General features: G+C 55.9%; 20 protein-coding genes. 12 read left to right on the top strand and 8 right to left on the bottom strand.

All coding sequences use genetic code 11. From position 1 onward, the window contains the following. The first annotated feature begins 307 nt into the window (after positions 1-307). The gene (ydfG, locus tag ACO6VX_RS04845) at positions 308-1054 is read left to right on the top strand and encodes a bifunctional NADP-dependent 3-hydroxy acid dehydrogenase/3-hydroxypropionate dehydrogenase YdfG (protein ID WP_010244822.1); all 747 of its coding nucleotides are present in this window, start codon (positions 308-310) and stop codon (positions 1052-1054) included. Between the two features lie 31 nt (positions 1055-1085). Here the strand turns inward: ydfG and ACO6VX_RS04840 are convergent, their stop codons facing one another. Next, on the bottom strand, positions 1086-1412 hold the full coding sequence (locus tag ACO6VX_RS04840) for a YnfA family protein (protein ID WP_031292947.1): 327 nt from the start codon (positions 1410-1412) through the stop codon (positions 1086-1088). A 280-nt stretch (positions 1413-1692) separates the two neighbouring features. Between ACO6VX_RS04840 and ACO6VX_RS04835 the strand changes: the two genes are divergently transcribed. Continuing rightward, positions 1693-2016 carry a DUF1283 family protein gene (locus tag ACO6VX_RS04835; RefSeq protein ID WP_010244816.1) on the top strand — a complete coding sequence of 108 codons (324 nt, stop codon included), beginning with the start codon at positions 1693-1695 and terminating at the stop codon, positions 2014-2016. A 44-nt stretch (positions 2017-2060) separates the two neighbouring features. Then, positions 2061-2357 carry a DUF1161 domain-containing protein gene (locus ACO6VX_RS04830; RefSeq protein ID WP_010244813.1) on the top strand — a complete coding sequence of 99 codons (297 nt, stop codon included), beginning with the start codon at positions 2061-2063 and terminating at the stop codon, positions 2355-2357. Positions 2358-2396: 39 nt separating this feature from the next. On the opposite strand, the gene ACO6VX_RS04825 is transcribed toward ACO6VX_RS04830, so the two are convergent. Continuing rightward, positions 2397-3863, bottom strand: coding sequence for an MDR family MFS transporter (locus tag ACO6VX_RS04825; protein ID WP_346462007.1), 1467 nt, complete (start codon positions 3861-3863; stop codon positions 2397-2399). Between the two features lie 392 nt (positions 3864-4255). On the opposite strand from ACO6VX_RS04825, the gene ACO6VX_RS04820 reads away from it, so the two are divergent. From ACO6VX_RS04820 to osmV, 4 genes are read left to right on the top strand one after another with little or no spacing between them, the layout of a single operon-like run. Beyond that, entirely contained in the window at positions 4256-4972 is a 717-nt protein-coding gene (locus ACO6VX_RS04820; protein ID WP_010244807.1) for an ABC transporter permease, read from the top strand. A 17-nt stretch (positions 4973-4989) separates the two neighbouring features. After that, on the top strand, positions 4990-5901 hold the full coding sequence (locus ACO6VX_RS04815) for a glycine betaine ABC transporter substrate-binding protein (protein ID WP_010670177.1): 912 nt from the start codon (positions 4990-4992) through the stop codon (positions 5899-5901). A 9-nt stretch (positions 5902-5910) separates the two neighbouring features. Then, positions 5911-6558 carry an osmoprotectant ABC transporter permease OsmW gene (osmW, locus tag ACO6VX_RS04810; protein WP_010244802.1) on the top strand — a complete coding sequence of 216 codons (648 nt, stop codon included), beginning with the start codon at positions 5911-5913 and terminating at the stop codon, positions 6556-6558. Continuing rightward, the gene (osmV, locus tag ACO6VX_RS04805) at positions 6558-7694 is read left to right on the top strand and encodes an osmoprotectant ABC transporter ATP-binding protein OsmV (RefSeq protein WP_191924495.1); all 1137 of its coding nucleotides are present in this window, start codon (positions 6558-6560) and stop codon (positions 7692-7694) included. Before osmW ends, osmV begins: the two co-directional genes overlap by 1 nt. Before the next feature lie 508 nt (positions 7695-8202). On the opposite strand, the gene ACO6VX_RS04800 is transcribed toward osmV, so the two are convergent. The 4 genes from ACO6VX_RS04800 to ACO6VX_RS04785 form a co-directional block, all read right to left on the bottom strand. After that, positions 8203-9579: a nucleobase:cation symporter-2 family protein gene (locus ACO6VX_RS04800; protein WP_010670178.1), complete on the bottom strand. Its 1377-nt coding sequence runs from the start codon at positions 9577-9579 to the stop codon at positions 8203-8205. A 180-nt stretch (positions 9580-9759) separates the two neighbouring features. Further along, positions 9760-10458: a dethiobiotin synthase gene (gene bioD / locus ACO6VX_RS04795; RefSeq protein ID WP_249654583.1), complete on the bottom strand. Its 699-nt coding sequence runs from the start codon at positions 10456-10458 to the stop codon at positions 9760-9762. Positions 10459-10571: 113 nt separating this feature from the next. After that, positions 10572-11789 (bottom strand): sugar metabolism global transcriptional regulator Mlc, encoded by a 1218-nt coding sequence (gene mlc / locus ACO6VX_RS04790; RefSeq protein WP_010244790.1) that lies wholly within the window; start codon positions 11787-11789, stop codon positions 10572-10574. A gap of 130 nt (positions 11790-11919) precedes the next feature. Next, on the bottom strand, positions 11920-12813 hold the full coding sequence (locus ACO6VX_RS04785) for a LysR family transcriptional regulator (RefSeq protein WP_010670180.1): 894 nt from the start codon (positions 12811-12813) through the stop codon (positions 11920-11922). Between the two features lie 95 nt (positions 12814-12908). Here ACO6VX_RS04785 and ACO6VX_RS04780 point away from each other — a divergent pair, with 95 nt between their 5' ends. The 4 genes from ACO6VX_RS04780 to ACO6VX_RS04765 all read left to right on the top strand — a co-directional run bounded on the left by ACO6VX_RS04780 (position 12909) and on the right by ACO6VX_RS04765 (position 16604). Beyond that, entirely contained in the window at positions 12909-14162 is a 1254-nt protein-coding gene (locus tag ACO6VX_RS04780; RefSeq protein ID WP_422457799.1) for an MFS transporter, read from the top strand. Between the two features lie 167 nt (positions 14163-14329). Continuing rightward, a complete protein-coding gene (locus ACO6VX_RS04775) occupies positions 14330-14590 on the top strand; it encodes a hypothetical protein (RefSeq protein WP_010244780.1) in 261 nt (86 codons plus the stop codon). Positions 14591-14702: 112 nt separating this feature from the next. Then, positions 14703-15245, top strand: coding sequence for a cytochrome b561 (gene cybB / locus ACO6VX_RS04770; RefSeq protein WP_010244777.1), 543 nt, complete (start codon positions 14703-14705; stop codon positions 15243-15245). A 174-nt stretch (positions 15246-15419) separates the two neighbouring features. Continuing rightward, on the top strand, positions 15420-16604 hold the full coding sequence (locus ACO6VX_RS04765; RefSeq protein WP_422457798.1) for a sugar transporter: 1185 nt from the start codon (positions 15420-15422) through the stop codon (positions 16602-16604). Between the two features lie 82 nt (positions 16605-16686). Here ACO6VX_RS04765 and bhsA (ACO6VX_RS04760) read toward each other — a convergent pair whose 3' ends face one another. Together bhsA (ACO6VX_RS04760) and bhsA (ACO6VX_RS04755) are read right to left on the bottom strand one after the other, a co-directional pair. Then, entirely contained in the window at positions 16687-16944 is a 258-nt protein-coding gene (gene bhsA, locus ACO6VX_RS04760) for a multiple stress resistance protein BhsA (RefSeq protein WP_033757723.1), read from the bottom strand. Between the two features lie 37 nt (positions 16945-16981). Further along, positions 16982-17239: a multiple stress resistance protein BhsA gene (bhsA, locus tag ACO6VX_RS04755; RefSeq protein WP_031592385.1), complete on the bottom strand. Its 258-nt coding sequence runs from the start codon at positions 17237-17239 to the stop codon at positions 16982-16984. A gap of 307 nt (positions 17240-17546) precedes the next feature. Between bhsA (ACO6VX_RS04755) and ACO6VX_RS04750 the strand changes: the two genes are divergently transcribed. After that, entirely contained in the window at positions 17547-18197 is a 651-nt protein-coding gene (locus ACO6VX_RS04750) for a TetR/AcrR family transcriptional regulator (protein ID WP_010244765.1), read from the top strand. The last annotated feature ends 38 nt before the right edge of the window (positions 18198-18235 follow it).

The raw sequence follows: 18235 nt of genomic DNA, 5'->3' as shown, positions 1-18235 counted from the left end.
TCTTTAAATATCAGTCAAATAAGTTAAAAGAGGAAAGTTGCGCAACAAATAAGGACTGAGATGGCTTAGCAACCGTTTGCGGAACGGATGCAAACGGTTGCTACTCAATATTGCGCGCCCTGAACATTTTGAGTATGGCGGGTTACCCGCAAACCTGCCCTTTAACGGTGCAATCTGCCCTGAAAAGGCGCAGCTGGCTACCCGTTAAAATCCGTTTACAGGTCAGGCAGTTTTTCCACGCGCAGAAGCGGAAATGAAATGCTATGGTGAAGCCATCGACTCTGAAAATGGCATAAGGAACAGTGAGATGATTATTTTTGTCACCGGTGCGACCGCCGGTTTTGGTCAAAGCATCACCCGTCGCTTTATTGAGAATGGTCATAAAGTGATTGCCACTGGACGACGGGCTGAACGTTTAAAAGCGCTGAAGGATGAACTGGGCGAGAATATTTATACGGTACAGCTCGATGTGCGTAACCGTGCCGCCATTGAAGAGGCGGTGGCGCAGTTACCGGCGGAATGGCGCAATATCGACGTGCTGGTCAACAACGCCGGTCTGGCGCTGGGCGTCGAACCGGCGCACAAGGCCAACGTCGAAGACTGGGAAAACATGATCGACACCAACACCAAAGGCCTGGTCTATATGACCCGCGCCCTGCTGCCACAGATGGTGGAGCGTGATGTCGGTCATATCATCAATATCGGTTCAATTGCCGGCAGCTGGCCCTATGCCGGCGGCAACGTCTACGGCGCCACCAAAGCCTTTGTGCGCCAGTTCAGCCTGAATCTGCGAACCGATTTACACGGCACCGCGCTGCGTGTGACCGACATTGAACCGGGTCTGGTCGGTGGCACAGAGTTTTCCAACGTGCGCTTTAAGGGCGATGATGACAAAGCGGGTCAGGTCTACGAAGGGGCTACCGCCTTAACGCCGGAAGATGTGACAGAAGCCGTATACTGGGTGGCCACACTGCCTAAACATGTCAACATCAATAGCCTTGAGATGATGCCGGTCAGCCAGACGCTGGCGGGGCTGAAAGTGCATAAACCTTAACTCCCTGCAGCGCCAGCCCTCACGGCTGGCGTTACCCGCGTCCCCAGCCCATCACGATAATCAGCATGCCGCTGAATGCGATCAGAGCCCCGCTCCAGTCCCACACACTTAGCTTCACGCCATCCACCACCCGCAACCAGAGCAGCGCGGTAAGCACATAGACGCCACCGTAGGCGGCATAAACCCGTCCGCTGGCCGCGGGATGCAGCGTCAGCAGCCAGACAAACAGCGCCAGACTTGCTGCCGCAGGGAGTAGCAACCAGGCTGAGCCGCCTTTTTTCAGCCATAACCACGGCAGAAAGCAGCCGGTGATCTCCGCCAGTGCGGTAATAAAAAACAGCAAGGCGGTTTTAATCAGCATCCTTACCTCTCCTTAACGTAAACAAACGACTCACTGCTGGTGAGCAAAGAAACGGCGATGATATACTAAGAGCCAGGCCCATCAGGCTGTTTTATTTGTCCGTCTGAACCCGGGCAGTGCTCACCCTCCTCACGTACACCCTGTACGCGCCGGTTGTCATGCGCTGACTGTGTCCAGACTATCTGCCTCAATGACCCCTGATGAGCCAGGCTCTAAGCATGCCCGCTGCAACCGCTGTCGTGGATGGCGATGTTTGCGTTAACTAAAGGATAGTGTGATGAAAAAAATGATCCCTGCCGTGCTGATGGTTCTCCTCTCCACTGCGGCATTCACTGCCACTGCGAATACTAATCGTCTGATTATCGAAGATGGCAGTTCCGCGCTGAGCAATGAAGCAGCGCGCCAGGATAAAGAGCAATGGAATGACACGCGCATGCTGCGCAACAAAGTGAACACCCGCGTCGAAAAAGAGTTTGATAAAACCGATCGTGCGTTTGATACCCGCGACAAGTGCGAGCAGAGCCTCAATCTCAACGCCTACTGGGAGCCCAACACCCTGCGTTGTCTGGATCGCCGTTCCGGTCGCCCGGTAGCGCCGTAAATTTGAGCTATAGTAATGACGACGACTAACATAAGGAAGACGTGATGAAGCTACAGAGGGTTTTGTTAAGCGCGGCGTTATTTGCTCTGCCGCTGATGGCGCAGGCATCCTGTGAATCGGTAAAAACCGAAATCAGCCAGAAAATTATTCAGAACGGTGTGCCTGAGTCGGGTTTTAGTCTCGACATCGTCGCCAACGATCAGGTTGATCAGGCGGGTGGCCAGGTCGTCGGACATTGTGAGAACGACACACAAAAAATTGTTTATAAGCGCTCAGGCAGTGACAACGAAGCCAGCGTACCTGCCAGTGCCGGCAGTTCGCAGGACTCACCTGCCCAGTAGTTCTGTTCAAATCAGGGCGACATCCTGTCGCCCTGCCTGTTAGTCCGCCTGTTCCGGCCGCTGACGCGGCATCATCCATGCCACACCCACCGCAAACAGCGCAATCACCAGTGCCACCACGAACACCCAGTGCAGTGAGACGGCAATCGATGCGACTATCTGCTGCAGGGTTTCCGGCTGTAACTGCTGACGACTGGGTTCGGACATAATCTTCTGCACCGGATCCTCGACCTGCGGCAAACGCCACTGCAGATTGAGATTCAGCACCGCGCCCATGATCGCCGTCCCTACCGCCGACCCGATCATCCGGCTGAACATAATTGAAGCGGTACAGATGCCGCGAATCTGGTAATCCGCCTGGTTTTGTACTGAAACCAGGAACGTGGTGCTGGTCATTCCCATGCCGGTACCGATCAGAAACGCCGTAAAGCCCGCCTGATAGAGTGAGCTTGCGGGCTGTAAAAACAGCAGCAAGGCACTGCCGGTCACCAGCAACAGCGCCCCAAGCTGGGCGGTGAAGCGGTAGGAGGTGTGCAGCATCAGTCTGCCGCTGAGGGTGCTGGCCAGCGGCCAGCCAATCGACATCATCGCCAGCACACTGCCCGCCTGTAACGGTGAACCGCCGCTGATCCCCTGAATCCAGGTGGGCAGAAAGGCGCTGATGCCCATCATGGCCGCCCCGATGATGAGGTTGCCCGCATTACCCGCCACGATAAGCCGGCTGCGCCAGATTATCAGCGGAAACAGCGGTGCCGCTGAATGCAGCTCGTGGCGTCTGAGCTGCCAGCCAGCGAACAGTGAGAAGAGCAGAAACGGCACCAGCCAGACGCCCAGCTGTTCCGCCTGCAACAGCGCAATCAGCAAGGCCGTCACGCAGAGCATCAGCCAGCCGCTGCCCGCCAGGTTCAGCGGCTGCGACTTCTCCTCCTTCTGGTGCGACGGTAGCCAGCGCCACAGCATCAGCATGCTGATCAGGCCGATAGGCAGATTGACCCAGAAAATCACCGACCAGCTAAAGTGCTGTACCAGCCACGCGCCGGTCAGCGGCCCCACTATCGCCGCTACACCCCAGACGCTGGAGAGCCAGCCCTGCACGCTGGCGCGTTCGCGCGGCGAATAGATATCCGCCACGATGGTGGAGCTGAGCGGCATGATCGCCCCCGCCCCCAGGCCCTGAAACGCCCGGAACAGGATCAGCCAGGTCATGGTATGGGCAAAGCCACACAGCACCGACCCCACCAGGAAAATCGACGTGCCGACAAAAAACATCGTTTTGCGACCCACCATATCCGCCAGCCGCCCATAGAGCGGCACGCTGACCGCCTGGGTCAGCAGATAGATCGAGAAGACCCAGCCAAACTGCGAAAAACCGCCGAGGTCAGCAATGATGGTGGGCATCGCGGTGGCCACAATAGTGACTTCAATGGCCGCCATAAACATCGCCAGCATGCAGGCGATTAAGATCCAGTGGCGATGTCCGGTCCGGAGTTGTGCGCTTTCAGTCATAGGGTTCCTTTTTTAATCTGCAAGGCTAGCTGAAAAACAGACAATGCAGTTTCCCGCGCGTGCGCATTTTCTGCGCCCTCTGTGACAGTGTCACCAGAAGTCGATGAAAATTTTTTATTGTCGCATTAGCCCAGCGGCTACGCGGCTTTAACACCATTTTAACCTGTTTCTATCTCTCTGATTTGTGGCTTAAAAGCTGGCTTGTGCAATAAAGGGCTGCTATAGCATTACACCATCTTATTCAGTATTCACTGAAAAAGAGTGGGTAAACAGTCATTTTATCTACATTTTATCGCAGTTTCGGTATTGGGCGCGGCGGCATTTTTTGCCGTACCTGTCGGGCTGTTTATGGTTGTTATAACAATTGAGATCGTAATCAGGGAGATTCTCCTATGCAAAATGCTTCACTGGCCCGACGCGCCGGTCTGGCACTGCTTGCAGTGGTCGCGGTGATCGCGGTGCTGATCTGGGGCCTTGGCTGGGATCAGCTGGTCGCACGTAAAGTCGATCTGCTTTATCTCGGGCAACAACACCTCTTCTTAGTCTTCTGGTCAATGCTGTTCGCTTTGCTGGTCGGTATCCCCAGCGGCATCCTGCTAAGTCGCCCGTTTGCACGTCGCTGGGCAGAGTACGTGATGCAGATTTTCAATGTCGGTAACACCCTGCCACCACTGGCGGTACTGGCTCTGGCGATGGTTATTATCGGGATTGGCGACCGTCCGGCGCTGATTGCGCTGTTTCTGGCTTCGCTGCTGCCTATCGTCCGCAACACCTTCTCTGGTCTGAGCGCAGTTCCCCCGTCGCTGATTGAGGCGGCCAACGGCATCGGCATGACCAAATGGCAGCGTCTGCGTCAGGTAGAGCTGCCGAATGCCTTGCCGGTCATCCTCTCTGGCGTGCGCATCGCCACCGCCATCAATGTCGGCACCGCCCCACTGGCGTTCCTGATTGGCGCCAGCAGCTTTGGCGAGCTGATCTTCCCGGGCATCTATCTGAATGACTTTCCGACGCTGATACTCGGCGCCGTCGCCACTGCACTGGTGGCACTGGTACTGGATATGATGCTGGCCGCGCTGGGCCGCTTTCTGAGTCCGCACGCTGCGGCCTGACCACAAGGAGCTTTGCAATGCTAACGCGTTGGATTAAGAAAAGCGTTGTCGCGCTGACCGCGACACTGCTGTTAAGCCAGACGGCACAGGCTGCTGCACCGCTGGTGATGGCGACCAAAAGTTTTACCGAGCAGCATATCCTGTCAGCAATGACGGTGCTCTGGCTGCAGAAGAAAGGCTTCGAGGTGGTGCCTAAACGCAATATCGCCACCACCATTGGCCGTAATGCGCTGCTGAATAAGCAGATTGATATGGTCTGGGAATATACCGGCACCTCGCTGATCATCTTTAACCATATCAACCAGCCGATGTCTTCACAGCAGGCATATGAGACGGTGAAAAAGCTGGATGCCAGACTGGGGCTGGTCTGGCTTAACCCGGCACCAATGAACAACACCTATGCCTTTGCCATGACCCGTGAACGGGCCGAAAAAGAGGGCATCAGCACCATGTCGCAGCTGGTTGCGAAGATTGAGCAGGTGCGTAAAACCGATCCGGATCATAACTGGCGACTGGGTCTGGACCTGGAGTTCTCGGGTCGTTCAGACGGCATGAAGCCGCTGCAGAAAACCTACAACCTGACGCTGGATCGCCCGCAGATCCGCCAGATGGACCCCGGTCTGGTCTATAACGCGATTCGCGACGGATTCGTGGATGCCGGTCTGATCTACACCACCGATGGCCGGGTTAAGGGCTTCAACATGAAAGTACTGGAGGATGATAAGCACTTCTTCCCGAGCTACAACGTGACGCCGGTTGTGCGTCAGGATGTGCTGGCGAGTCATCCGGGGCTGGATACCGCGCTTAATCAGCTTTCTGCGCAGATCACCGATGAGGCGATAACGGAGCTGAACAAGCGGGTCGATATCGATCATCAGTCACCGGAAACCGTGGCGCGTGATTTCCTTAAATCCAAAAACATGCTGTAAGGAGGCACTGTGGATACCCTTCACTACATCATGGATAACTGGAGCACCCTGCTCACCCTGAGCTGGCAGCACAGCTGGCTGGTGCTGGTCGCGGTCGGACTGGCAATTGTGATTGGCGTGCCGCTTGGCATTCTGATCGTGCGTGTAAGATGGCTGGCAACGCCGATTCTCGGTATCGCCACCGTGGTGCTGACTATTCCCACCATTGCGCTGTTTGGTCTGATGATCCCGCTGTTTTCACTCATCGGTCAGGGCATTGGCGCGCTGCCGGCGATTACCGCCGTGTTCCTCTACTCGCTGCTGCCGATTGTTCGCAACACCCACACCGCGCTGGAGAATCTGCCGGACGGCCTGCGTGAAGCGGGCCGTGGTATCGGCATGACTTTCTGGCAGCGCCTGCGCTGGGTTGAAATCCCGATGGCGCTGCCGGTGATATTCGGTGGCATCCGTACCGCCGTGGTAATGAACGTTGGCGTCATGGCGATTGCCGCCGTGATTGGCGCGGGCGGTCTGGGCCAGCTGCTGCTGGATGGTATCAGCGGCAGTGATATTCGTATGTTGATTGCCGGGGCATTGATGATCTGTCTGCTGGCTATTTTTCTTGACTGGCTGCTGCACCGTTTGCAGCAGGCGCTGACTCCAAAGGGGATTCGATAATGATTACGCTGGAAAACCTGACGAAAACCTTTACCCAGAAAAACGGCACGACCAATAAAGCCGTCGATAACGTCAGCCTGCACGTGCCAGCCGGTGAGATGTGCGTGCTGCTGGGACCCTCGGGCTGCGGGAAAACCACCACGCTGAAGATGATTAACCGCCTGATTCCCGCCACCAGTGGCCGGATCCTGATTAATGGTGAAGATACCAGTACACAGGACACCACCACCCTGCGCCGCAACATTGGCTATGTTATCCAGCAGATTGGTCTGTTTCCCAACATGACCATCGAAGAGAACATTACCGTGGTGCCACGCATGCTGGGCTGGAACAAAAAGCAGTGCCACGAGCGGGCTACCGAGCTGATGAGCATGGTTGCGCTGGATCCCACCAAATTCCTGCATCGCTATCCGCGAGAGATGTCCGGCGGTCAGCAGCAGCGTATTGGGGTGATTCGTGCCCTGGCGGCGGATCCACCGGTGCTTCTGATGGATGAGCCGTTTGGCGCCGTTGACCCGATTAACCGCGAAGTGATCCAGAATGAGTTTCTCGACATGCAGCGTCAGCTGAAAAAAACCGTAATGCTGGTGAGCCACGATATTGACGAAGCACTGAAGCTAGGCGATCGCATTGCGGTATTTGGTCAGGGTAAAATCGTGCAGTGCGCCAGCCCGGATGAACTGCTGGCGACCCCTGCCAATGAGTTCGTCGGCTCGTTTGTGGGTCAGGACCGTACGCTTAAGCGCCTGTTACTGGTGCAGGCGGGCGATGTGACTGACCAGCAGCCGACCATCACCGTCCACCGCTCTACTCCGCTGGAAGAAGCCTTTGGCACCATGGATGAGAACGATATGCGGTCGATTACCGTGGTCGATGAGGATGGCAAACCGCTGGGCTTCGTGAAGCGTCGCGAGGCGCGTAACGTCAGTGGCCGCTGTGAAGAGCGACTGCACACCTTTAAGGTCACCGGTAAAGCGGAAGAGAACCTGCGCGTGGTGCTGTCAAAACTCTATGAGCACAACACGGTCTGGATGCCGATTGTCGATGAAGAGGGTCGCTACAGCGGTGAGATTTCGCAGGATTATATTGCGGATTACCTCAGTTCTGGTCGTACCCGCCGTCGTCTGAATCCATAATTTCGTCACCTAAATGGGTCTTACCGGCCCATTAAAACAGCAGATATAAGCAGATATACCCAAGCCTGGGTAAATCAGACAGCAACAAACAAGCTTAACGCGCAGGGAACCGGGTCAGAGGAGGAAAGCGTCCCGCGCCATGGACAAAAACGCCGGGAGCGTTTTTGAACAACGCAACGCGTTGGCCCGGTACGGGCGCACCTCAGGGATGAGGTGCGTAATTGCGCGGGCCGAGCGTGCCACGGATGGCGGCTTTTGCGACTTTCCGATCTGACCCTGTTCCCTTCGCAGACTCCATCTTAAAGCCAGTTAAGTCACGGCCTGTCCTGTCTGTCAATTCAGGTAGTAGCTCAGGGAGCATACGCCTGTAGCAAAGACGCAAAAGATGCCATCCATGGCATGCTCAGCGCGGCCCATCCCTGGTCCGCGATGCTTTGATACAGGCATATGCTCCCATCGCTTTGGATTTTTAAGCCGTATGTGAGAGATACATCGGCTCTTCTGCTTTTTAGCTCTCCGTCAGCGTTTCCGCCTCCACCTCTTCCACCACAGGCGCCTCGTCCGGCAGCACCATGTTCAGCACAATCGCCAGAATACCGCCGGTCGTCACCGCATGACCAAACAGACTGTTAATCAGCGGCGGGAACTGCTTCAGCACATCCGGCACCGCCTCCACGCCCAGACCAATACCAAAAGCGATCGCCACAATCAGCATCTCGCGGCGACCCAGCGGCGTCTGGGTCATCACACGGATGCCCGCAGCAACCACGCTGCCAAACATCACGATTGTCGCCCCGCCCAGCACCGGCGGCGGGATCTGCTGCAACAGGGAGCCAATAAAGGGAAACAGCCCCAGCAGCGCCAGCATGATTCCCAGCAGCATACCGACGTAACGGCTGGCGACGCCGGTCATCTGGATAACGCCATTGTTCTGCGCAAACGTGGTGTTGGGAAAGGCGGAGAAGACCGCTGCCAGCACACAGCTCAGGCCGTCGGCGACAATGCCACCCTGCAACCGCTGCTGAAAAGGTTTGCCGGTGATCGGCTGCTGTGAAATCAGGCAGTTAGCGGTAAGGTCACCGACGGCTTCAATTACCGCGATCACTGACACCAGCGCGATCGGCAGGAAAATGGTCCAGTCAAAGGCAAAACCAAACCGGAAGAACGCGGGCAGCACCAGCCAGTTGCTCTCCGGCGCAACATTAAGTTGCAGATGACCGGTCAAGGCCGCGGCAACGCATCCCACCGCGATTCCGGCCACCACCGCCACCAGCCGCGCCCAGCGATTTCGCGAGCGGTTCAGCGCCACGATCACCAGCAACGTCAGCGCCCCCAGCGCCAGATTTCCCGGCGATCCAAAATCTGTGGCGTTGTGCCCGCCCGCCCAGTCGGTAATGCTGACTTTTATCAGGCTGATGCCAATCAGGGTGATCACCGTGCCGGTCACCACCGGCGTCAGCACTTTGCGCAGCGAGCCAACGCAGCGGCTGATCAGAATCGGAATCAACGCCGCCACCAGGTTACAGCCAAACAGCATCGCCATAATCTCTTCCGGCGAACCACCGCGCCCTTTCACCATCAGACCACCCGAGAGGATCACCCCCAGAAACGCGAAGCTGGTGCCCTGCAGACAGATCATGCCCGCCCCGATGCCATAAAAGCGTCTGGCCTGCATAAACGTGCCTAAGCCGGAAACGAACAATGACATGCTGATCAGATAAGGAATATAGGCCTGCAACCCCAGAACGGAGCCAATAATCAGCGGCGGCGTGATGATTCCCACCACGCTGGCCAGCAGATGTTGCAGTGCGGCGAAAAACGCCGGGGCGGGGCCGATGCGGGCTTCAAGCCCATATAACAAACCTTTCTCGTGCGAGTGCGACATGATGGGGCTCCAGCTCAGTGTGATAAGCGGAGTTAATGCATTTTCTGCGCCATGACGCCACGATTTCGCGATATCCGAGCCAGGTCTTTCAATTCTAAATGGAAATAGTTAAAGACAGCCGACAACAAGCCTGAAACTTTAGGCTCATTGCCGACTCAGATGACTTAGTTTGTTTCATAATCAGGCGATCTTTGCACTCACAGCGTGCAGATTGTTCTGCTCCAGCAGAGAAATATCGATGTAAGCCGTCAAATCACGCTGTTCTGCACGCGGCAGATAAGGCAGCTCGCCCAGCAGCGGCGCACTAATTTTTTCACGCAGAATCTCAATAATATCGCTGTACTGCGCCAGTCCCGGATTGATGCGATTGGCCACCCAGCCCAACAGTGGCAGTCCATCCTGCGCTATCGCTTCTGCGGTTAACAGGGCGTGACTGATACAGCCCGACTGGATACCGACCACCAGCACCACCGGCAGCTGCTGCTCAACGACCCAGCAGGAGAGCGGACGTCCATCGTTCATCAGGCTGCGCCAGCCGCCGGTGCCCTCCACGACCACGCGATCGGCCTGCTGCGTCAGGCTGCTTAAGCCCTGTGTCAGCAATGCGTAATCAATGATCTGGCTCGGATGGGTGCAGATCTCCTCTTCCTGAAAGGCCAGCGGATTGATCGCCTGATAGGGTAAATCGATGGATGAAGCGCTTTGCAGAACCTGTGCATCTTTGTTACGCAGGCCGTCGGCGGTTTTGACCGCGCAGCGCGCGACGGGCTTGTAGCCGACGGCACTGAGCCTGGCCTGGATAAAACTTTGTAACAGGGCGCGTGAGACCACCGTTTTGCCCACTGCGGTGTCAGTGCCGGTAACAAATAGTCTGTTCACTCAACTTCTCCTCTCGAACCGTTGCGGTTAATCGGTGATTAACCTTGCTGCGAACCGGCATTTTAAGGAATGGAGGATGAGAACAGATTGCGTTAGCGCAAGATTAGGCCCGCTTAACCTTGCAACAGTTTCACTAACAGGTGTCCGTTATAGAGCGCGTCTTTGATCAGCGCTGCGCCGCCTAACGTTCCCGGCTCGCTAAATTCGGTAGGTGCCAGCTGGATACTCGCGCTGTAGGCCGGGAGTGATTGCTGCAGAATGGTGTTGCTCACGGCCGGAAACAGCACATCCGCGGCGGCATTCAGGGGGGAACCGATAAGAATATGTTGAGGATTGAAGATGTTGACCATCATCGCCAGAATCCGGCCAACATGATGACCCACGCTGGCGATGGTGTCGCGCGCCAGACGGTCGCCAGACTGCGCCGCCGCGCACAGCGACTCCAGCGTCAGCGGCTGATTATTGAGCAGGCTGTCGGGCTGGGCAGGCAGACGCTGCGCCGCCAGCGCCAGCAGACTGCCGGTGCTGGCCACGGTCTCCAGACAGCCATGATTACCGCAGTAGCACTGCTGACCATACGGGTCGATCTGAGTATGCCCGATCTCGACCAGCGCCCTGCCACTTTTATGCAGCAGCTGACCGCCACTGATCACCCCGGCTCCCACGGTTTCATCAATCACAATCTGAATTACATCCTGCGCCCCACGTGAGGCACCAAACAGCGACTCCGCCAGCGTCCAGGCTGAAATATCGTGCTGCACAAACACCGGTAAGCCGGTTCGCGCCGCCAGCGCATCGCCCAGCGGCATATCGCGCACCTCATAACCCGGTAGCCGATGCACCACACCTGACGCGGCGTTGATCAGCCCTGGCAATGTAATGGCAATGGCCGTGAGGCGTTCCAGTTTCTTCTGATGACGAATAAAGAAGGCATCAACCTGTTCAATCAGCGCGGTAAGTAACGGCTGAGCAGACTCATCAGGCAGCGGCAGGCTCTCTTCCACCAGTTCCTTGCTGCTGAGATCGCGCAGCGTAAACGTCATGGCGCCGCGATGCAGGCGAATAGCGAGATAGTGCCAGGCGTCGGTATCCAGTATCAGGCCTATCGCCGGACGACCACGACTGCCGGGATCCTGAAACTCGGTCTCCTGCACTAAATGTGCGTCCAGCATTTCACGCACAATTTTGGTAATGCTGGCCGGAGCAAGCTGGGCACGGCGGGAAAGTTCGATACGCGAAATGGGACCATAACGGTCAATTAATCGATATACGACACCTGCATTAGTCTGCTTGATCTGGTCAATGTGGCCAGGTTGACTGTCCGGATTCACAACCCTGCTCCCGGTTATTTTCGCGCTTCTAAATAAACATGCGCCATGGTGAGCCAGATCCGGCGACAGCGTCAAATATTTGATTAGAAATGTGATTTATCGCACAGATTGATACGGTGTTGCCCGCGCATCAGGGCCGGTTTCGCCGCAGCAACGCCATCATGTTTTCCATCTGCGCATTTATTTCGCGTCCGGCTGACCAGACCAGCCACAGCTCTGAAATGGCATCCTCTTCCGTTAATGGCAACCAGACCAGATCGGCCAGCCGCGCCCGACGAAATGAGGCAGGCAGAATGGAGACGCCTAACCCGGTTGCCACCAGCCCAAGGATGGTCATCGCCTCACCCACTTCCTGGGTAATAAAGGGCTTGATATGGTAGCGATGCAGCAGCGCCAGAATGTCGCTATAGAGCGCGGTTCCGCCCTGAGGATCAAAGAAGACAAAGGGTTCCGCCGCCAGGGCAGTGACAGAGATTTTATCGGCGTCAGCCAACGGATGCGCCTTATGCACCACGGCATAAAGCGGCTCACTCAGCAGCAGCTGATGACGCAGATCGGCGGGCAGCGGCGTGTTGCGCATCACGCCAAGATCGAGCCGTCCATCATGAAGCGGTGCCAGCTGCTGGCGGGTATTAATCTCCTGCATCTGAATATGTACCTGCGGCCAGCGCTGACGAAACCGGAATAGCGCGTCAGAGACCACGGCGGTAAACGGGGCCGAGGAGGTAAAGCCAATCCGCAGCTCCCCCTCTTCACCACGATGCAGCCGGGCGGCGCGATCGGCCGCCTGCTCGACCTGCAACAGAATCGCGCGGGCGTCACTCAGCAGTTGCTGTCCGGCAGCGGTAAGCTGCACGCTGCGGTTAGTGCGATTGAACAGCCTTGCGCCCGTTTCTGTTTCCAGCTGAATAATCTGCTGGCTGAGCGGCGGCTGAGAAATGTTCAGTCGCTGGGCCGCCCGCCCGAAATGTAACTCTTCCGCCACCGCAACAAAATAGCGCAGATGACGCAGTTCGATATTCATATCTTAAACGTCTCATTTGAGATTATTAATATATTAGACATCATAATGCCGCTTTCCTAAGCTGACGACAGGTTTTCTAAATTTGAGGAAGATGTGTGAGTCGCTCAACACATGCTGTCACAGTGGATGAGAATGCGGTTTCTGCGCCGCCAGAGTCTGTTGCCGCTTCAGGTCATATCCGCCGGGATTCGCCACAGTTTATACGCGTGACGCTGGCGCTTTTCTCCGCCGGGCTGGCGACCTTTGCCCTGCTCTACTGTGTGCAGCCGATTCTGCCGGTGCTGTCACAGCAGTTTGGTATCTCTCCGGCAACCAGCAGCCTGTCGCTCTCCATCTCGACCGGCCTGATGGCGCTGGGCCTGCTGGTCACCGGGCCGCTCTCTGATGCTATCGGTCGTAAATCGGTGATGGTCACAGCCCTGATGCTGGCCGCCATCTGCACGCTGGTCTCGGCCACCATGACCAGCTGGCACGGCATTCTGATTATGCGGGCGCTGATGGGGTTGTCGCTGAGTGGCGTGGCGGCGGTCGGCATGACCTACCTCAGCGAGGAGATGGATGCACGGGTCGTCGCCTTTTCCATGGGGTTATATATCAGCGGTAACTCGATAGGCGGGATGAGCGGTCGACTGCTGAGCGGCGTGCTGACTGACCTCTTCTCATGGCGACTCGCCGTGGCGGTAATCGGCTGTTTTTCGCTGGCCTCGGCGCTGATGTTCTGGAAAATCCTGCCTGCGTCGCGCCATTTCCGGCCCATTACGCTGCGTCCGCGTAATCTGCTGATTAACTTCCGGCTGCACTGGCGCGATCCGGGCCTTCCCTGGCTGTTTGCCGAAGGATTCCTGCTGATGGGAGCCTTTGTCACCCTGTTTAACTATATTGGCTACCGTTTACTGGATGCGCCCTGGCATCTCAGCCAGGCTGTGGTCGGGCTGTTATCAGTGGTCTACCTCACCGGCTCCTGGAGTTCGCCTAAGGCGGGCGCGCTGACCAACCGGTTGGGTCGGGGACCGGTGATGCTGGGTGCTACCGCCATCATGCTGCTGGGTTTGCTGATTACCGCCTTCAACTCCCTCTGGCTGATCCTGCCTGGGATGATGCTGTTCACCGCCGGTTTTTTTGCCGCCCACGCGGTCGCCAGCGGCTGGATTGGCCCCCGGGCGCGCCGGGCACGAGGCCAGGCCTCTTCGCTCTATCTGTTCAGCTACTACGTGGGTTCCAGCGTCGCGGGTACGCTGGGTGGCGTGTTCTGGCATAACTTTGGCTGGAGCGGGATTACGCTGTTTATCAGCGTGCTGCTGATGCTGGCGTTACTGGTTGCCTGGCGTCTGCACAGTAAAAAACTCTGAGAACGTCTTCTCATGCCAGGCCTGGCTTCTCCTGCGGGCCTGTCGGTTTATCACAATAAACGCGCTATTCAGAGCCACAGCAAACAAAATGCAGGTTTCCCGCTATAATCGTTTTTATTGTAATAATTCATCTGCTTTGCCTTTTAACACGGCAACAAGGAACGCCTGTGGCTCTCTACTACTACGTCAATAAACAATCAGGATATAACAATAATCATGTGGTTCATGCCGCAGGCTGCCCCCATCTTCCCGACATCGATAACCGTATGTTTCTGGGCAGTTTTTACCATGTGAATGCCGCCATCCTGCAGGCTAAAAAATATTATGCTGGCGCAATCGGCTGTGAAAATTGTTGTCCTCTCAAAAATGTTGACCAGCAGGCCACCCAGCTCAGCGTGGCCCTGAAGCACACCCCGGCTTCGCGTTAATCTGATCCACCTGGTAAGGTGGAAAAAATTTTTCCCGCTGCGCTAATTTGTTAAGAATTACCGCTGTTTTCCGTTATGTTAATCTTTCTGATTCTCTTTAATGGAATGCACAATGCGGGATAAGTTTGCGCGCGCTCAGATAGCTCTTCACTGGCTCACCTTTTTACTGGTGGTGACGGCCTACGCCACCATTGAACTGCGCGGTTTTGCACAGCGCGGATCCTGGCAGGGTTATGCCATGATCATTACCCATTTCAGCGCCGGCGCGACCATCCTGGTATTGATGCTTGCCCGCCTCTTTTTACGCACCCGGCATCGCACACCGCCCATTACTCCCGCTCCGCCGCGCTGGCAAACCGGGCTGGCACATCTGACTCATACCCTGCTCTATGCCCTGTTTATCACTCTGCCGATCCTCGGCCTGACATCGCGTTATCTTAAAGGTCGGGAATGGTGGCTGTTTGGCATCAGCATGCCGGTCGCGCCTGAACCTGACTTTGATATGGCGGATATGCTGATTGGCTGGCATGAAACCCTGGCACCGCTGGGTTACTGGCTGATCGGACTGCATGCTGCTGCCGCACTGTTCCATCACTATCTGCTTAAAGACAATACTCTGCTGCGAATGATGCCCGCCCGACGTCGCGGTCAATAACCTCAGGCTATCGCCCTGTGATGGGGCGATAAAAAAATTTCAGCATTAAAAGGCGTTTATAAGGTTTCTCTTCCCGCTTTATTCACTACAATGGTCAGTAATTTGTGACGCAGGTCACTTTCGCTGGATGTTTCTGCCGCATCCGATTCGCTGTACTGACTGACTTGACTCCTCATGCAACCAACTACTGTTTCACGTAAAACTGCCTGGCTACGCGTGGTATTGCTGGCCATCGCCGCCTTTGTATTTAATACCACCGAATTTGTGCCGGTTGGCCTGTTATCTGACATCGCTGCTGACTTTTCAATGCATACGGCTGACGTCGGGATCATGCTGACCATCTATGCCTGGGTGGTCGCACTGCTCTCACTGCCGCTGATGCTGCTGACCCGCAATATTGAGCGACGACTGCTGCTGGGTGTGTTGTTCCTGATCTTTATCGTCAGCCACGTACTTTCTACCGTTGCCTGGGATTTCCGGTCGCTGATGGTGTCACGCGTGGGTATCGCCCTGTCTCACGCGGTGTTCTGGTCGATCACCGCCTCGCTGGCGATTCGCGTCGCTCCGGCCGGTAAGAAAACTCAGGCGCTAAGTATGCTGGCAACCGGTACCGCTCTGGCGATGGTGCTGGGCGTGCCGATTGGCCGTGTGGTGGGTCAGTATCTTGGCTGGCGTACGACCTTCGGCGCGATTGGCCTTTCGGCACTGGTGCTGATGATTATGCTGGTGCGCATCCTGCCGCGTCTGCCGAGTGAACATACCGGCTCGCTGAGCAGTGTGCCGATGCTGTTTCGCCGTCCGGCGCTGGTCAGCATGTATCTGCTGGTGACGCTGGTCGTTACCGCGCATTACACCGCTTACAGCTATATCGAGCCCTTTATGCAAACCGTGGCCCATTCCAGTGGCAACTTCACTACCCTGCTACTGCTGCTGTTTGGCTCTGCGGGCATTGTGGGTAGCGTACTGTTCAGCACACTCGGTAATAAGTTTCCCTCCGGACTGCTGATTGCGGCCATCGCCCTGATCACCCTGTGCATGGGCCTGCTGATTTTTGCTGCCGTTCGCCCTGCGGCTATCTCAACGCTGTGCGTTGTCTGGGGAATGGCGATGATGATGATCGGACTGGGTATGCAGGTGCGGGTGCTGTCGCTGGCACCGGATGCCACGGATGTGGCGATGTCGCTGATGTCCGGTATCTACAATATCGGTATCGGCGCGGGTGCGCTGCTGGGTAATCAGGTCAGCCTGCATCTGAGCATGGCGGAAGTTGGCAATGTCGGCGGGATGATTGGCCTGGTGGCGTTACTCTGGTGTGTTTATATCTTCCGTCGTTATCCACAGTTACGCAGTAACGGCTAGATAAAACCAGAGAGCAACCAATAAAAAAGGCTTCAGATAAGCGGGTTATCTGAAGCCTGTTCAGGGTTATTTACCGCTCACTTTATCTATAAAGAACGGCTGTGCCATGCAGGTTGTTGCTGCCAGAGGTCGAAGTGATGCGGAAAGACTTTGCTCCTGCATCGCTGGCCTTTTCTGACAGTTGCTGCTCCAGCGAAAGCAGATTAGTACTGCCCGTTGCGCTGATGACACCGATTTTTTGCTGATCCAGCGGTGTGCTGCTGACCTGCTGGGCCGCTACGCTGGCAAATGACAGACCGCTTAGCACCGCCGCCACGACCATCATATTGATATTTTTCATAACGAACCCCTTCTCACTTATTCTGTTGAAATCAAAGTTACTGATAAATCACAGCCGTGCCGTGCAGTTTGTTCTGGCCGCTGGTTGAGGTGATGCGGAACGATTTCGCACCCGCTTCATCCGCTTTAGCACTCAACTGCGCTTCAACAGAAGACAGATTGGTGCCGCCCAGTACAGAAATGGTGCCAACTGGCTGCTGATTAACAGGTTCGCTGGTCACCAGGTCAGCGGCAGATGCGCCAAAAGTCAGAGTCGTCAGTGCCAGTGCTGCCAGGGTGGTTTTGATGTTTTTCATAATAATCTCTCTATTCAATATTGAAATTCGGTTGGTCTGAATGGGTTGTCACTATTTAATTAATGACCGTTAAACAAATGATAGACCCCGATACGGTTTGTCGTCAACATTTATTTAATGAGCGTTATTTTATTCGCGAAGTGGCGTGATTATGGGCTTCAGCCTCTTTTCTGACTTAACCTAAGGGGCTGTAATAATGCGCTGGCGCACAAAATGGCAACCCCTGCCGGCGACATCCACGCCAGGCCTTGCACATTTTTATAATGATCGGTAATTTAATAGGGTGTTTTACTGTCAGTGAGGGTGTATGAGTCAGGTTCAGGATTGCGATGTAAAGAAATGCCGCGGCCGACCAAAAGTGTTCGATCGCGAAGCAGCGCTCGATAAAGCTCTGACCCTGTTCTGGACGCACGGTTACGAGGGAACTTCTCTGGCCGATCTGGTGGCCGCAACCGGCGCGAAAGCGCCAACCCTCTACGCCGAGTTTGTTAATAAAGAGGGACTGTTTCGCGCGGCGATGGAGCGCTACGTGGAGAAGTTCAGTGCATGGCGTGAAGCGGCATTGGGCGATGACCAGTTACCGGTGGATCGGGCTATTGAAGCCTATTTCCGCGCCACCGCGGCCTGTTTTACCGAACGCGACTCTCCCGGCGGCTGTTTCTTTATCTGCACCTCAACCGCCCTGTCGGCGGCTTCAGCAGAGATTGCCACCATGCTGCAACAGCAGCATCAGTCGCAGGAGCATGTGTTAAAAGATTTTCTGCTGGCGCGTCAGCAGCGTGGCGAACTGAGTGCGTCAGTAAACATTCCCGCGCTGTCACGTTATCTGAGTTGTATGCTGCAGGGCATGTCGGTGCGGGCGCGTGAAGGCGTTGAGCGTGACGATCTGGAGAGCATTATTGATACGCTGATGGCGATGTGGCCGACACTCACCGGCCTGTGTCAGGCTAAGCGTTAAAAATATCAGGGCGGCGATGCCGCCCTTTTCATCTTTTA

The organism is Pantoea sp. BJFS-204, assembly GCF_049310725.1.
Taxonomy (GTDB): domain Bacteria; phylum Pseudomonadota; class Gammaproteobacteria; order Enterobacterales; family Enterobacteriaceae; genus Pantoea; species Pantoea agglomerans.
The sequence above is the reverse complement of the archived record's forward strand: the minus strand, read 5'-3'. Positions and strand labels throughout refer to the sequence as shown.

Coding starts and splice junctions, on each gene's coding strand:
- ydfG (WP_010244822.1), top strand. CDS start 308: ATGATTATTTTTGTCACCGGTGCGACCGCCGGTTTTGGTCAAAGCATC.
- ACO6VX_RS04835 (WP_010244816.1), top strand. CDS start 1,693: ATGAAAAAAATGATCCCTGCCGTGCTGATGGTTCTCCTCTCCACTGCG.
- ACO6VX_RS04830 (WP_010244813.1), top strand. CDS start 2,061: ATGAAGCTACAGAGGGTTTTGTTAAGCGCGGCGTTATTTGCTCTGCCG.
- ACO6VX_RS04825 (WP_346462007.1), bottom strand. CDS start 3,863: ATGACTGAAAGCGCACAACTCCGGACCGGACATCGCCACTGGATCTTA.
- ACO6VX_RS04820 (WP_010244807.1), top strand. CDS start 4,256: ATGCAAAATGCTTCACTGGCCCGACGCGCCGGTCTGGCACTGCTTGCA.
- ACO6VX_RS04815 (WP_010670177.1), top strand. CDS start 4,990: ATGCTAACGCGTTGGATTAAGAAAAGCGTTGTCGCGCTGACCGCGACA.
- osmV (WP_191924495.1), top strand. CDS start 6,558: ATGATTACGCTGGAAAACCTGACGAAAACCTTTACCCAGAAAAACGGC.
- ACO6VX_RS04800 (WP_010670178.1), bottom strand. CDS start 9,579: ATGTCGCACTCGCACGAGAAAGGTTTGTTATATGGGCTTGAAGCCCGC.
- ACO6VX_RS04785 (WP_010670180.1), bottom strand. CDS start 12,813: ATGAATATCGAACTGCGTCATCTGCGCTATTTTGTTGCGGTGGCGGAA.
- cybB (WP_010244777.1), top strand. CDS start 14,703: ATGCGGGATAAGTTTGCGCGCGCTCAGATAGCTCTTCACTGGCTCACC.
- ACO6VX_RS04765 (WP_422457798.1), top strand. CDS start 15,420: ATGCAACCAACTACTGTTTCACGTAAAACTGCCTGGCTACGCGTGGTA.
- bhsA (WP_033757723.1), bottom strand. CDS start 16,944: ATGAAAAATATCAATATGATGGTCGTGGCGGCGGTGCTAAGCGGTCTG.
- bhsA (WP_031592385.1), bottom strand. CDS start 17,239: ATGAAAAACATCAAAACCACCCTGGCAGCACTGGCACTGACGACTCTG.
- ACO6VX_RS04750 (WP_010244765.1), top strand. CDS start 17,547: ATGAGTCAGGTTCAGGATTGCGATGTAAAGAAATGCCGCGGCCGACCA.